The organism is Variovorax sp. W2I14, assembly GCF_050435205.1.
GTDB lineage: Bacteria > Pseudomonadota > Gammaproteobacteria > Burkholderiales > Burkholderiaceae_C > Variovorax > Variovorax paradoxus_C.
Window position 1 is genome coordinate 6,806,202 of record NZ_JBNDJX010000001.1, and the last position, 12,728, is coordinate 6,818,929.

Sequence of the window (12,728 nt, forward strand, 5' to 3'; positions counted from 1 at the left end):
ACTCTGTCTTGCTCCCTCTCCCCTTGGGGAGAGGGCTGGGGTGAGGGCATGGGCGGTGGACAAGGCCTGTCGGTGGCGAAGACCGGCGGCCCTCACCCTAGCCCTCTCCCAGAGGGAGAGGGGACAACGCGAAGTCCACGTGCGGGTGCTCATCGGGGCCTCACATGTGGTCCACGGACTTGGGCAGCGCATAGAAAGTCGGATGGCGGTAGACCTTGTCTTCCGCCGGATCGAAGTACATGTCCTTCTCGCCCGGATCGCTCGCCACGATCTGCTCGGAGCGCACCACCCAGATGCTGCTGCCTTCCTGGCGGCGCGTGTACACGTCGCGCGCCATCTGGATCGCCATCTTCGAATCGGCCGCGTGCAGGCTGCCGCAGTGCTTGTGGTCGAGGCCGGCCTTGCTGCGCACGAACACTTCCCACAGGGGCCACTCTTGCTTGGTCGTATCGGCGCTCATGCGGCCTCCTTCATCGGTTGTTTGTTGGCGTGGGCCATCGCGGCTTCGCGGACCCATTCGCCGTCTTCCCAGGCGTCCACGCGCGCCTGCAGGCGCTCGCGGTTGCACGGCCCATCGCCGCCCACCACGCGCCAGAACTCGCTCCAGTCGATGGCGCCGAAGTCGTGCGCCTGGCGCTCTTCGTTCCACTTCAGGTCGGGGTCGGGCAGGGTCACGCCGAGGATGGCGGCCTGTTCGACGGCGGCGTCGATGAACTTCTGGCGCAGCTCGTCATTGCTGAAGCGCTTGATGCCCCAGCGCATCGATTGCGCCGAGTTGGGCGATTGGTCGTCGGGCGGACCGAACATCATGATCGACGGCCACCACCAGCGGTTGACCGCGTCCTGCACCATCGCCTTCTGCGCGTCGGTGCCGTGGGTCATCATCGTGAGCAGGGCCTCGTAGCCCTGGCGCTGGTGAAAGCTCTCCTCGCGGCAGATGCGGATCATGGCGCGCGCATACGGTGCATACGAGCAGCGGCAGATCGGTACCTGGTTCATGATCGCCGCGCCATCGACCAGCCAGCCGATGGTGCCCATGTCGGCCCAGGTGAGGGTGGGATAGTTGAAGATCGAGCTGTACTTGGCCTTGCCGCTGTGCAGCGCATCGAACATCTGGTCGCGCGAAGTGCCCAGCGTCTCGGCGGCGGCGTACAGGTAGAGGCCGTGGCCGCCCTCGTCCTGCACCTTGGCAAGCAGGATGGCCTTGCGTTTCAGCGTGGGGGCGCGGCTGATCCAGTTGCCTTCGGGCAGCATGCCGACGATTTCGGAGTGCGCGTGCTGGCTGATCTGCCGCACCAGCGTCTTGCGGTAGTGCTCGGGCATCCAGTCCTTCGCCTCGATGAATTCGCCGGCGTCGATCTGCGCATCGAAGCGCTCCTCGAGCCGCATCTCGTCGGCGGAACGCACGGCCTTCTTGCCGTCGCCTGCGTCCTTGCCCATGGTGTCCATGGCCTGGGTGTACATGTGCGTGTCCTTTCGTGTGTGGGGGATTCAGCGCGGGCGCGTGTCGATCACGCGGCGGGCCTTGCCGGTCTGTGTGCGTTCCATCTCGTCAGGCGCGTGAACCACCACGCGCGTCGAAATGCCGATGAGCGTCTTCACGCGGTGCTGCACCCAATCGCCGATGGCGGTGCGGTCGGCCGAGGCGGCGTCGGCGGGGTTGAGTTCGCAGTGCACCTCGACCTGGTCGAGCTTGTCGACACGGCTCACGTGCACCTGGTAGAGGCCCGACAGGCTCTTGTGCGCGAGCACGATCTCCTCGACCTGCGTGGGAAAGACGTTCACGCCGCGGATGATCATCATGTCGTCGCTGCGACCGACGATCTTGCCCATGCGGCGGAACGAACGCGAGGTGGGCGGCAGGAGGCGCGTGAGGTCGCGCGTGCGGTAGCGAATGATCGGCATCGCTTCTTTGCTCAGCGACGTGAAGACCAGTTCGCCTTCTTCGCCGTCGGCTTTCAGCTCGCCGGTTTCGGGGTCGATGATCTCGGGATAGAAGTGGTCTTCCCAGATCACCGGGCCGTCCTTGCTCTCGACGCATTCGCTCGCGACGCCCGGGCCCATCACTTCGGAGAGGCCGTAGATGTCGACCGCGTCGATGCCGGCCTTGGCCTCGATGTCGCGGCGCATCGCCTCGGTCCACGGCTCGGCGCCGAAGATGCCGATCTTGAGCGAGCTGCCTTTCGCATCGAGGCCCTGGCGCTCGAACTGCTCGATGATCACCTGCATGTAGCTGGGCGTGACCATGATGATGTTCGGCTTGAAGTCCTGGATGATCTGCACCTGCTTCTCGGTCTGTCCGCCCGACATGGGGATGACGGTGCAGCCCGCGCGCTCGGCGCCGTAGTGCGCGCCGAGGCCGCCGGTGAAGAGGCCGTAGCCGTACGACACATGCACCATGTCGCCGGGCCGGCCTCCCGCCGCGCGGATGGAGCGGGCGACGAGATCGGCCCAGGTGTCGATGTCTTTCAGCGTGTAGCCGACCACGGTCGGCTTGCCGGTGGTGCCCGACGAGGCATGGATGCGCGCCACGTTTTCGCGCGGCACGGCGAACATGCCGAAGGGATAGTTGTCGCGCAGGTCGCTCTTCACCGTGAACGGAAACTTCGACAGGTCGGCGAGCGACTTCAGGTCGTCCGGGTGCACGCCCTTCGCATCGAAGGCCTTGCGGTAGTGCGGCACGTTGTCGTAGGCGCGCTGCAGCGTGGCGCGCAGGCGCGTGAGTTGCAGAGCCGTGATCTCGTCGCGGCTCGCGGTTTCGATGGGATCGAGTTCGCCGGGGGCGGGGTGTCGGGCGGTCATGGTGGTCTTCTTGTCTCTTCGTTCAGGCGGCCGGGACGGCGGGGCGGCCCTTGGCGGTGTACGAACGGCCGCGGAACATCGCGATGCGCTCGCCGCGCTGGTTGGTGATTTCGGTGTCGTACACGCCGGTGCGGCCGGCCTTGGAGACCTCGTGGCAGCGCGCGGTGAGCACATCGCCTTCGCGCGCGGGGGCGATGAAGTCGATCGAGAAGCCCGAGGCCACGGTCAGCTCGTTGTACGAGTTGCAGGCGAAGGCGAAGGTCGAGTCGGCCAGCGTGGCCATGAAGCCGCCGTGGCAGGTGGCGTGGCCGTTGAGCATGTCGGGGCGCACCCGCATCTCGATGGTGGCCTGGCCGGGGCCGACCTCCACGATGCGCATGTCCAGGCCCTTGGTGGCGTTGTCGTTGGCGAGCATGCCGTCTCGGACGTACTCGGCCGTTTGTTGGGGCGTGCGGGTCGGTTCGGTCATGAGTCAGCGGTCCTTGAACACGGGCGCGCGCTTGGCGCGAAAGGCTTCGACGCCTTCGCGGTAGTCGTCGGCGTTGCCCATCTCGCGCTGGATGCGGGCTTCTTCGGCGAGCGCCGCATCGAGGTCCATGTCCTGCGCGGCAGCCATCGCCTGGCGGGTGGCGACGAGCGCGCGGGTCGGCATCGCGGCGAGCTTCGATGCGAGCGCGGCGGCCGTGTCGGCCAATGCCGCGTCGTCCACGCACTGCCAGATCAGGCCGATGCGCGCGGCTTCTTCCGCAGGGAGCTTGTCGCCGAGCATCGCGATGCCCAGCGCGCGCGCCGAGCCCACCAGACGCGGCAGCAGCCAGGTGCCGCCGGTGTCGGGCACGAGGCCGATCTTGGTGAAGGCCTGGATGAAGCTGGCCGAGCGGCCGGCCACGACGAGGTCGCAGCACAGCGCGAGGTTGGCGCCCGCGCCGGCGGCAACACCGTTCACGGCGGCAATCACCGGCACCGGCATCGAGCGCAGGCGTGCGACGAGCGGGGCGTAGTAGGTGGAGATGACGTGGCCCAGGTCCTTGGGCGCCGCGCCGGGCGTGGGGTCGGGGGCGACCGAGGGATCGGCGAGGTCCTGTCCCGCGCAGAAGGCGCGTCCGGCGCCGGTGAGGACGACGCAGCGCACGCTGTCGTCCCTGGCCGCCGATTCGAGCGCCGCCATCAATTCGGCATGCAGCCCGGTCGTGAAGCTGTTGAGCGCCGCGGGGCGGTTGAGGCTCAGCGTGCGGACGGCACCGGCGTTGCTGACGAGAACTAAAGGTTCCGACATGGCGTGTCTTTCATCCTTGTGTGGGTACGAATCGGCTAGTAAACACTATTGACCGACCGTTCGGTTGATTTTAGGATTGACCGCAATCCCGGCACAAGCGGGTCGATTCAGGGCAAACCCTGAGTCCCCCCAAAAAAGGAGACCGACCGAATGCCCAGCTATTCCATCGACGGTGTGATTCCCGTCGTCGACCCGAGCGCGTACGTGCATCCCAGCGCCGTGCTGATCGGCGACGTGATCGTCGGCCCCCACTGTTATGTCGGCCCCTTGGCGAGCCTGCGCGGCGACTTCGGCCGCATCGTGCTGGAGGAGGGCTCCAACGTGCAGGACCACTGCTGCATCCACGGCTTTCCCGACAACGACACGGTGGTGGAGGTCAACGGCCACATCGGCCACGGCGCGATCCTGCACAGCTGCATCGTGCGGCGCGATGCGCTGGTGGGCATGAATGCTGTGGTGATGGACGAGGCCGAGATCGGCGAGAAGGCCATCGTCGCGGCCTGCGCCTTCGTTCCGGCCGGCATGAAGGTGCCGGCGCGCTCGCTGGTGTCGGGCATTCCGGCGAAGGTGAAACGCGAGCTCAGCGACGACGAGATCGCCTGGAAGCTGGAAGGCACGCACGTCTATCAGGCGCTCACGGTGCGCAGCCTCGAGAGCCTGCGCGAAGTGGCGCCGCTGGCCGAGATGGAGGCGGACCGCCCGCGCCTGCCGGCCATCGATGTGCGTTCGCTCATCGCCACGCGGCGCGGCTGAGAGGCTGAGCCTCCAACCCGCCGCCCGCTTCATGCAAGATCGCGCGCTGTCTCCAACCGCTTGAATCCAAGGAACCCGACCCGATGCCGCGTGGAAGATCCGCCACCTACGACGACCAGCGCGAACTGATACTCGCGCAGGCCGCCCAGCTGTTCGCGCGCCGGGGTTACCCCGCCACGTCGATGAACCAGGTGGCCGAGGCGTGCAACCTCTCGAAGGCCACGCTCTATCACTACTACAAGGACAAGAGCAGTTTGCTCATCAGCATCGCCGAGACGCACGTGTCGAAGCTCGCGGCGCTGGTGGCCGAGGAAGAGGCCTCGACGCAAACCGATGAAGAGCGCCTTCGCCGCTTCATCTACCGCATCGTCGAGGAGTACGCCGGCGCGCAGGACGCGCACCGCGTGCTGACCGACGACGTGCGCTTTCTCGAAGAGGAAGACCGCGAACGCGTGCTCGACAAGGAGCGCGAGGTGGTCGCGGGCTTTGCGCGCGCGGTGTCGGCGCTGCGGCCCGGAGCGCCGAGCGACGACCTGGCCAAGCCGCTGACCATGCTGCTGTTCGGCATGATCAACTGGATGTTCACCTGGATGAAGCCCACCGGAAAGCTCGACCACGCGGCGATTGCGCCGATCGTGGCCGATCTGTTCCTCGGGGGCATCGGCGCTGTGAAGTCGCCGGACTACGCGGCGACCAAGGCCGAGGCCGAACCCGATCAGGCCGTCGCGAGGTAGCGCGCGGCCGGCTTGCTGGTCTGCGAGGCGCCGAAGAGCTTGGCGCTTGCATCGACAAAAGTCGCGAGCAGGGCCGCATCGTTCACCGACGGCAGGGTGATCGGCTCGCCCAGGTCGAGGCCGGCCAGTGCGGCGTCCACGCAATCTTCGGCGGCCATGATCGTGCCTTCGGCCAGCGCCGACATCGGCACGCCCGAGAGTTCCCAGATGTCGGTGGCCGTCGCTGCCGGCAGCACCAGCTGCACCTTCACGCCGGTGCCCGCCACTTCGTCCTGCAGCCCGCGCGTGAACGCCATCACGAAGGCCTTGGTGCCGCTGTAGATGCTGCTGATCGGCAGCGTGTGAAAGCCCAGCACCGAGCCGATGTTCACCAGCGTGCCGCGGTCGCGCGACTTGAAGGCGGCGAGCGCGGTATGGCTCAGGTGCGCGAGGGCGTTGATGTTCACGTCGAGCATGCTCTGCAGTTGCGCGGCCGTGGTTTGCGCGACGGGCGCGAGCGTCGAGAGGCCGGCGTTGTTGACCAGCAGCGTGATCGACACATCGGTGGACACGGCCTTGGCCACGCGCTCGAGGTCGCCGGCAGCGGCCAGGTCGGCGGCCAGCGTCTGCACCTTCACGCCGTACTTGGCGCGCAGGTCGGCAGCGACCTCTTCCAGCAGTTCGGCACGCCGCGCCACCAGCAGCAGGTCGTGGCCGCGGCGGGCCAGGCGGTCCGCATAGATCTTGCCGAGGCCGGCCGAGGCGCCTGTGACGACGGCGGTGCCGAGGGTTGCTTGTTCGCTCATTTCGAATCCGTTCAAAAGGTAGGTTGGAGGTAGTCGGAAAGCCGTTTTCACCGTAAGCATGATGACCATCATGTTTGAGGTGGCGAAGCATGATGGCTATCATGAATAGCGTCAAACGGGGGATCGAATTACCCCGGAACAGAAAGAGGTCACATGCGATACCCCGCAGCGGAAACCGCCGAAAAGCACCAGAAGATCCTTGCCGAGGCCTCGCGCCTGTTCAAGGAGCGCGGCTTTGGCGTGAGCGTGAGCGAGATCATGAAAACCACGGGCCTCACGCACGGGCCCTTCTACAACCACTTCGACTCGAAGGAGGCGCTGATGGCCGAGTGCATCACGCACTCCGCCGCGTCCGCGCTCGCCGATCTCGATGTGGCCGGCGAAACGCCCGAGGGCATGCGCGCCTACGTGCAGGGCTACCTGAGCCACGAGCACCGCGACGCACGCGCCGAGGGCTGTTTGATCGCGGCGTTCGCCGGCCAGGCGGGCAACGGCGAAGGCGTGAATGCGTCGCTCACGGCGTACCTGAAGTCGGTCATCGACCGGTTCGCCCGCAACTTTCCGTGGCGATCGAAGAAGAATGCGCGGGGCGATGCGATCCGCACGCTGGCGTCGATGTACGGCGGCGTCGTGATGGCCCGCGCGGTGGACGACGAGGCGCTGTCGGAGGAAATCCTGCGCGAGGTGCTCGCCGGCCTCGAGGCCGCGCCGAAGTCGAAGTCCAGCGCTAAAGAATCCGGTTGAACCAGAGCAGCGACAGCCCCGCCGACAGCAGCGTGAGCACCGCCGCGCTGAGCGCGAACAGCGCCGAGATTTCGGTTTCCTTCTTCTCCACGGTGAGCTTGGAGCTCAGCGTTTCGTAGACCTTCTTCAGGTCGTTCGCGGTGCCCGCGTAGAAGTACTCGGCATTGGTCTTGTTGGCGACGGCCTTGAGGGTTTCCTCGTCGAGCCGCACGCGCATCGACCAGCCTTCGAAGCCGATCGTTTCGCCATCGACCGTGCCCACGCCCACCGTGTAGATGCGCACGCCGCGGTCGGCCGCGGCCTTGGCCGCATCGAGCGGATCGACGCCGGTGGTGCGCTGGCCGTCGGTCAGCATGATGATCGCGGCCGAGGTGAACGAGCCGGGCGCCACGGGCGTGAAGTCCTTGAGCTTCTTCTCGGTCTGGTCGATCGGCGTGCCGCGCTGGCGGCTCGGTGCGCTGAACTGCTCGACGTCGATGCCGGCGTCGGGGAACAGCGTGGCGAGCGACACCACGATGGCGTTGCCGGTGGCCGTTGCGCGCTGCAGCTGGAAGCTGTCGATGGCGGTCACCAGGTCGTCGTGGTTGGTGGTGGGCAACTGCGCCACCTGTGCGCTGCCCGCGAAGGCGACGATGCCGACCTTCACGGTGCGCGGCAGGTCCTTGATGAAGCTCTTGGCCGCTTCCTGCGCCGCCACCAGCCGGTTGGGCAGCACGTCGGCCGCGCGCATGCTGCCCGAGACGTCCATCGCAAGGATGATGGTCTGCTGGTTCGAAGGCAGCATCACCACCGCCATCGGCCGCGCCGCGGCCACCAGCATCGCGGCCATGGCCAGGAGGAACAGCAAGGGCGGGAGGTGCCTTCTGAAGCTCTGGCCCGCGCCCATCGCCTCGCGCACGATCGAGAGGCTCGCGTAGCGCACCGCCATCTTCTTCTTGCGGCGGATCAGCCAGACATAGAGCAGCACCAGCAGCGGCAACGCCGCCAGCAACCAGAGGAATTGAGGCCAGAGAAATGTCATGCTGCCACCGCCTTCACGCTGCCCGAGCTTGCCCCTGAACCGACGCGCGTGCGGCGCTTGCGCAGGTCGGCGAAACGAACGATGGCTTCCACCAGGTCGTCGCTGGTCGAAAGCTCCAGGGCGTCGACGCCAGCCTTGGCGAGCGAGGCGCGCAGCGTCGCCTCGCGCTCGGCGGCAAGGCGCGCGAAGCGCTTGCGAAATCCGGCATCGTGGGTGTCGACCCAGAGCTGCTCGCCCGTCTCGGCATCGCGCAGCGGCACGAGGCCCAGATCAGGCAATTCGAGTTCGAGCGGATCGAAGAGGCGCACGGCAATCACTTCATGTCGCTGCACCAGTTGGCCCAGCGGACGCTCCCAACCGGGCTCGCTCAGGAAGTCGGACACCACGAAGACGGTGGAGCGGCGCGGCATCAGCGTGGCGGCGGATTTCAGCAGGTCGTCCAGGCGGGTCATGCCTTTCTGCGCGGGGCCGTCCGCCTTGTCGGCGCGGCGTTCCATCGCATGCAGCAAATGCAGCACATGGCGCCGGCCGCTGCGCGGCGGGATCACGGCTTCGAGGTCGTTGCCGTAGACCAGCGCGCCGACCCGGTTGCCGTGCCGCGTGAGCAGCCGCGCGAGCACGCCGACGAAGCCGGCCGAGATCTCGCGCTTGGCCTTCAGGCCCGAACCGAAGTCGACCGAACGGCTCAAGTCGAGCACGAACCAGGCGGCCATCTCGCGGTCTTCGGTGAAGACGCGCACATGCGGCGTCTGCAGGCGCGCGGTGACGTTCCAGTCGATGTGGCGCACGTCATCGTGGTGCTGGTATTCGCGCAGGTCCGCCAGGTCGAGGCCGCTGCCGCGCATCAGCGTGCGGTAGTCGCCTTGCAGCAGGCCGTCGAGGCGGCGGATGACGGTCCATTCGAGCCGGCGCAGCGCGCGTTCGGCCCCGCCGGCTTCCGTTGCGAGCCGGTCGTCGTTCGCGGCCGCGGGGGCCTTACGCCACCAGCTTTTCATGTTCCAGGGGTTTGGGTGGTGCGGGGATCGCCCGCATGATCTTCTCGATCAGGCCGTCCGGCGTCAGGCCTTCGGACAAGCCTTCGTAGGAAAGCGTCACGCGGTGGCGCAGCACGTCGGCGACCAGCGCCGTCATGTCCTCGGGCAGCGCGTAGCTGCGGCCGCGCAGCAGCGCAAGCGCACGCGCGCCCTCGGTGAGGCTGATGCTGGCGCGCGGGCTGGCGCCGAAGGTGATGAAGCGGCGCATGTCCTTCAGGCCGTGCTTTTCGGGCGTGCGGGTGGCCGAGACGAGCTTCACCGCATACTGGATGAGGGACGGGTCGACATACACGCGCCGCGCCTCCGCCTGCAGCGCCGCGAGCTGCTCGGTGGTGGCGACCGGGCTGGCTTCCACCGGCGGGCCGATCACGCGCTGGACGATGACGAACTCTTCCTCGTCGCTCGGGTAGTCGACCAGCACCTTCATCATGAAGCGGTCGACCTGTGCCTCGGGCAGCGGGTAGGTGCCCTCGGTCTCGATGGGGTTCTGCGTCGCCATCACGAGAAAGGGGCGCGGCACCTTGTGCGTTTCGCCGGCAATGGTGACCTGGCGCTCCTGCATCACTTCGAGCAGTGCGCTCTGCACCTTGGCCGGCGCGCGGTTGATTTCGTCTGCCAGCAGCAGGTTGGCGAACACCGGGCCGAGCGAGGTGCTGAATTCGCCTGTCTTCTGGTTGTAGATGCGCGTGCCCACGAGGTCGGCCGGCACCAGGTCGGGCGTGAACTGGATGCGCTTGAAATGGCCGCGCACGGTGTCGGCCAGTGTCTTGATGGTGAGCGTCTTCGCGAGACCGGGAACGCCTTCGACCAGCAGGTGGCCGCCCGCGAGCATCGCGACCATCACGCGCTCCAGAAAGCGGTCCTGGCCCACGACCACGCGCTTCACCTCGTAGAGGATCTGCTCCATCAGCTCGGCGGTGGCGGGTGCCGTGGCGAAGGTCGAGATGGGGGTTGTCTCTGTGCTCATGCGAAGGGCTTTCTTTCGAGGAAATCAGAAAGGCGGCGAACCCGCCGCAGAGGCCGCGTTCTCGATGGGCACCGCGAAGCCGATGCCGATGAAGGTGCGCTGCTGCGTGGGGTTGAGGATGGCGGTGACGATGCCCAGCACCTCGCCGTCCATGTTGATGAGCGGGCCGCCCGAATTGCCGGGGTTGGCGGCAGCGTCGAACTGGATGAGGTTGCCCAGCTCCTGCTTGCCCTCGGGCGAGCGGAACGAGCGCTTCAGGCCCGACACCACGCCGGCCGACACCGAAGGCCCGATGCCGAACGGAAAGCCCACGGCCGCGACCTGGTCGCCGGGGCGCAGGTCGGCGGTGGAGCGCATCGCGGCGGGAATCAGGTCGTCGGGAATCTTCTGCGCCTGCAGCACCGCGAGGTCGTTCTCGGGCTGCACGCCGGTGATGACGGCCACCGCTTCGAGCCCGTCGGCGAAGGTGACCTTGATCTTCTCGGAGCCGGCGACGACGTGCAGGTTGGTCAGGATCACGCCCTTGTCGACGATCACCACGCCGGTGCCGACACCGCGCTCGACTTCGCCGGGCGCGGCACCGTCGAGCGGCGCCTCGGGCGGCTTGCCCTTGGCCATGTTGCGGCCGCGCTTCTGGGTCTTGGCCTCGGGCGTGGCCTTCTCGGGGCCGTAGCCCACCACGCGAACGACCGAGGGCCGGATGTGATGTCGGCCGCTCTTGCCGCGGGAGAGGGGAGGGTCGCTGTCTGCATCGTGCGCAGCACGGCCGCGTCGATGTCTTTCTGCGTGATCACCTTGCCCTGGCGCGGCCACCACACGGTGCCGCCGGTGACCAGCGCCGCGCACAGCACGAGGAGAAGGGCGAAGCTCTTGCGTCCGGGCTGCCAGCCGCTACGGGTGGGCGGCGGCTGCACTGTGCCACCTGCGCCTGCCATGTCCGGGGATGCCGCGGCATCCGCCGCCTGATCGGCCGCTTGTTCTGCGGCCGGCGGCGGCGTGCGGGGCGAACGGCTGTAGAAAGCGGGCCTGCGCATCGGAGAACCTCCGGCAAAAAAGACGCGTGAAGGAGTTCACAGTAGCACGCTTTCCGCGCCTGCGCATCCCTTCGGGCATCATGGCGCGATGGCTTCGTTTGTCGATACCCACTGCCACCTGGACGCGCCCGAATTCGGTGCGGAGATGCCGCAGATCCGTGCCCGCGCCGCGGCCCGAGGGGTTTCCCTGTGCGTGATTCCCGCCGTGGCCGTCTTCAACTTCGAGACTGTGCGAGAGCTGGCCCACAAGCAGGGCGATGCCTATGCGCTGGGCATCCACCCACTTTGCACGGGCGAGGCGCAGGACGCGGACCTCGAAAGGCTCGACGCGGAGCTGACCGCGCGACAGGGCGACCCCCGGCTCGTGGCGGTCGGCGAGATCGGGCTCGACTACTTCGTCGAGGGCCTGGACGGCCCGAAGCAGGAGCGCTTTTTTCACACTCAGTTGCAACTGGCACGCAAGCACGGGTTACCCGTGCTCATCCATGTGCGGCGTTCGGTCGACAAGGTGCTCAAGCATCTGCGGCAGACGGCGGGCGGGCGGCCCTGGCAAGGGATTGCGCACGCGTTCAATGGAAGCGAACAACAGGCCAACGCCTGCATCGAACTCGGGCTCAAGCTCGGCTTCGGCGGCGCGGTGACCTTCGAACGCGCGCTGCAATTGCGGCGCCTCGCGACCACGTTGCCGCTCGCTTCGATCGTGATGGAAACGGACGCCCCCGACATCCAGCCGCACTGGCTCTACCGCACGCAGGCGCAGCGCGATGCCGGCCAAGCGCAGGGCCGCAACGAGCCCGGCGAACTGCCGCGCATCGCCGAAGTGGTGGCCGGATTGCGCGGCATCGGCGTCGATGCGCTGGCCGAAGCCACCACCCGGAATGCGATCGAAACGCTGCCGAAGCTCGAAAGTCTGATGGCCCTGTCGGAGCGCGCGCCGCACGCGGCGTAGGCCAACGTCCCGAGTTGGGGTTGGGGTGGCATGGGGCGAGTTTTTGCTGTCATCCTTGAAGTTCGAAGTGGCGTTGCTTGCACAGTGGCAAGTCCGTCACTCCAACACTTCACTCTAAAAGGAGTCTTCCATGACCACATCTTTCGTCCGCACCATGCCCGTCGTGCTCGCCCTGGCGCTCGCCTCCATCGGCGTGTCCGCCGTGGCACAGACCTCGGCACCCGCAACGGCCGAGCCGACCACCACCGAGAAGGTGAAGGAGGCCGGCAGCGAGGCAGTGGATGCCACCAAGCGCACGACCAAGAAGGCAGTGAACGCCACCGAAAACGGTGCCGAAAAGGCCTGGGACGCTACCAAGAGCACCACCAAGAAGGCCGCAAACGCGACCGAGCGCGGCACCAAGAAGGCCTGGAACGCGACCAAGAAAACCACCAAGAAGGCCACCAACGCCACCAAGAACGCAGCCGCCAAGACCGGCGACGCTGTTGAAACCGCCGGCCACAAGACGGCCGACGGCATGCGCAGCACCGGTGCTGCCATCGGCGAGAAGATTCCTGGCACGGCGGAGAACGCGGCTGCCAAGAAGCAATAAGGCTTGCTCTGCGGCCTCGAAAAGAACCCGCTTCGGC

At 67.1% G+C, this 12,728-nt stretch carries 14 protein-coding genes and 1 pseudogene; 5 read left to right on the forward strand and 10 right to left on the reverse strand.

Annotated features, from left to right (window positions below):
* Positions 1-160: 160 nt before the first annotated feature.
* From paaB to QF040_RS31740, 5 genes are read right to left on the reverse strand one after another with little or no spacing between them, the layout of a single operon-like run.
* Entirely contained in the window at positions 161-460 is a 300-nt protein-coding gene (gene paaB / locus QF040_RS31720) for a 1,2-phenylacetyl-CoA epoxidase subunit PaaB (RefSeq protein ID WP_013539788.1), read from the reverse strand.
* On the reverse strand, positions 457-1,464 hold the full coding sequence (paaA, locus tag QF040_RS31725) for a 1,2-phenylacetyl-CoA epoxidase subunit PaaA (RefSeq protein ID WP_013539789.1): 1,008 nt from the start codon (positions 1,462-1,464) through the stop codon (positions 457-459). The genes paaB and paaA overlap by 4 nt, the downstream gene beginning before the upstream one ends.
* 27 nt (positions 1,465-1,491) lie before the next feature.
* The gene (gene paaK, locus QF040_RS31730) at positions 1,492-2,802 is read right to left on the reverse strand and encodes a phenylacetate--CoA ligase PaaK (RefSeq protein WP_429614228.1); all 1,311 of its coding nucleotides are present in this window, start codon (positions 2,800-2,802) and stop codon (positions 1,492-1,494) included.
* A 22-nt stretch (positions 2,803-2,824) separates the two neighbouring features.
* Positions 2,825-3,271 (reverse strand): hydroxyphenylacetyl-CoA thioesterase PaaI, encoded by a 447-nt coding sequence (paaI, locus tag QF040_RS31735; RefSeq protein WP_429614229.1) that lies wholly within the window; start codon positions 3,269-3,271, stop codon positions 2,825-2,827.
* Positions 3,272-3,274: 3 nt separating this feature from the next.
* The gene (locus QF040_RS31740; RefSeq protein WP_429614230.1) at positions 3,275-4,078 is read right to left on the reverse strand and encodes an enoyl-CoA hydratase-related protein; all 804 of its coding nucleotides are present in this window, start codon (positions 4,076-4,078) and stop codon (positions 3,275-3,277) included.
* A 150-nt stretch (positions 4,079-4,228) separates the two neighbouring features.
* On the opposite strand from QF040_RS31740, the gene QF040_RS31745 reads away from it, so the two are divergent.
* A complete protein-coding gene (locus tag QF040_RS31745) occupies positions 4,229-4,831 on the forward strand; it encodes a phenylacetic acid degradation protein PaaY (protein WP_429614231.1) in 603 nt (200 codons plus the stop codon).
* An 83-nt stretch (positions 4,832-4,914) separates the two neighbouring features.
* A complete protein-coding gene (locus QF040_RS31750) occupies positions 4,915-5,565 on the forward strand; it encodes a TetR/AcrR family transcriptional regulator (protein WP_429614232.1) in 651 nt (216 codons plus the stop codon).
* Here the strand turns inward: QF040_RS31750 and QF040_RS31755 are convergent.
* On the reverse strand, positions 5,547-6,350 hold the full coding sequence (locus tag QF040_RS31755) for an SDR family NAD(P)-dependent oxidoreductase (protein WP_429614233.1): 804 nt from the start codon (positions 6,348-6,350) through the stop codon (positions 5,547-5,549). The two genes, QF040_RS31750 and QF040_RS31755, sit on opposite strands and share 19 nt — an antisense overlap.
* Positions 6,351-6,503: 153 nt before the next feature.
* On the opposite strand from QF040_RS31755, the gene QF040_RS31760 reads away from it, so the two are divergent.
* A complete protein-coding gene (locus QF040_RS31760; protein ID WP_429614234.1) occupies positions 6,504-7,094 on the forward strand; it encodes a TetR/AcrR family transcriptional regulator in 591 nt (196 codons plus the stop codon).
* Here QF040_RS31760 and QF040_RS31765 read toward each other — a convergent pair.
* From QF040_RS31765 to QF040_RS31780, 4 genes and pseudogenes are all read right to left on the reverse strand, one after another.
* Complete coding sequence (locus QF040_RS31765; RefSeq protein ID WP_429614235.1) at positions 7,078-8,115, reverse strand: VWA domain-containing protein; 1,038 nt, start codon at positions 8,113-8,115, stop codon at positions 7,078-7,080. The genes QF040_RS31760 and QF040_RS31765 overlap by 17 nt on opposite strands.
* On the reverse strand, positions 8,112-9,110 hold the full coding sequence (locus QF040_RS31770) for a DUF58 domain-containing protein (RefSeq protein ID WP_013539798.1): 999 nt from the start codon (positions 9,108-9,110) through the stop codon (positions 8,112-8,114). The genes QF040_RS31765 and QF040_RS31770 overlap by 4 nt, the downstream gene beginning before the upstream one ends.
* Complete coding sequence (locus QF040_RS31775) at positions 9,091-10,116, reverse strand: AAA family ATPase (RefSeq protein WP_013539799.1); 1,026 nt, start codon at positions 10,114-10,116, stop codon at positions 9,091-9,093. Before QF040_RS31775 ends, QF040_RS31770 begins: the two co-directional genes overlap by 20 nt.
* Positions 10,117-10,140: 24 nt before the next feature.
* A pseudogene (locus tag QF040_RS31780) lies at positions 10,141-11,150 on the reverse strand (S1C family serine protease).
* An 88-nt stretch (positions 11,151-11,238) separates the two neighbouring features.
* Here QF040_RS31780 and QF040_RS31785 point away from each other — a divergent pair.
* Positions 11,239-12,099, forward strand: coding sequence for a TatD family hydrolase (locus tag QF040_RS31785; RefSeq protein WP_429614236.1), 861 nt, complete (start codon positions 11,239-11,241; stop codon positions 12,097-12,099).
* Between the two features lie 130 nt (positions 12,100-12,229).
* The gene (locus QF040_RS31790) at positions 12,230-12,691 is read left to right on the forward strand and encodes a hypothetical protein (RefSeq protein WP_429614237.1); all 462 of its coding nucleotides are present in this window, start codon (positions 12,230-12,232) and stop codon (positions 12,689-12,691) included.
* Positions 12,692-12,728 lie beyond the last annotated feature (37 nt).

Coding starts and splice junctions, on each gene's coding strand:
- paaB (WP_013539788.1), bottom strand. CDS start 460: ATGAGCGCCGATACGACCAAGCAAGAGTGGCCCCTGTGGGAAGTGTTC.
- paaA (WP_013539789.1), bottom strand. CDS start 1,464: ATGTACACCCAGGCCATGGACACCATGGGCAAGGACGCAGGCGACGGC.
- paaK (WP_429614228.1), bottom strand. CDS start 2,802: ATGACCGCCCGACACCCCGCCCCCGGCGAACTCGATCCCATCGAAACC.
- paaI (WP_429614229.1), bottom strand. CDS start 3,271: ATGACCGAACCGACCCGCACGCCCCAACAAACGGCCGAGTACGTCCGA.
- QF040_RS31740 (WP_429614230.1), bottom strand. CDS start 4,078: ATGTCGGAACCTTTAGTTCTCGTCAGCAACGCCGGTGCCGTCCGCACG.
- QF040_RS31745 (WP_429614231.1), top strand. CDS start 4,229: ATGCCCAGCTATTCCATCGACGGTGTGATTCCCGTCGTCGACCCGAGC.
- QF040_RS31750 (WP_429614232.1), top strand. CDS start 4,915: ATGCCGCGTGGAAGATCCGCCACCTACGACGACCAGCGCGAACTGATA.
- QF040_RS31755 (WP_429614233.1), bottom strand. CDS start 6,350: ATGAGCGAACAAGCAACCCTCGGCACCGCCGTCGTCACAGGCGCCTCG.
- QF040_RS31760 (WP_429614234.1), top strand. CDS start 6,504: ATGCGATACCCCGCAGCGGAAACCGCCGAAAAGCACCAGAAGATCCTT.
- QF040_RS31765 (WP_429614235.1), bottom strand. CDS start 8,115: ATGACATTTCTCTGGCCTCAATTCCTCTGGTTGCTGGCGGCGTTGCCG.
- QF040_RS31770 (WP_013539798.1), bottom strand. CDS start 9,110: ATGAAAAGCTGGTGGCGTAAGGCCCCCGCGGCCGCGAACGACGACCGG.
- QF040_RS31775 (WP_013539799.1), bottom strand. CDS start 10,116: ATGAGCACAGAGACAACCCCCATCTCGACCTTCGCCACGGCACCCGCC.
- QF040_RS31785 (WP_429614236.1), top strand. CDS start 11,239: ATGGCTTCGTTTGTCGATACCCACTGCCACCTGGACGCGCCCGAATTC.
- QF040_RS31790 (WP_429614237.1), top strand. CDS start 12,230: ATGACCACATCTTTCGTCCGCACCATGCCCGTCGTGCTCGCCCTGGCG.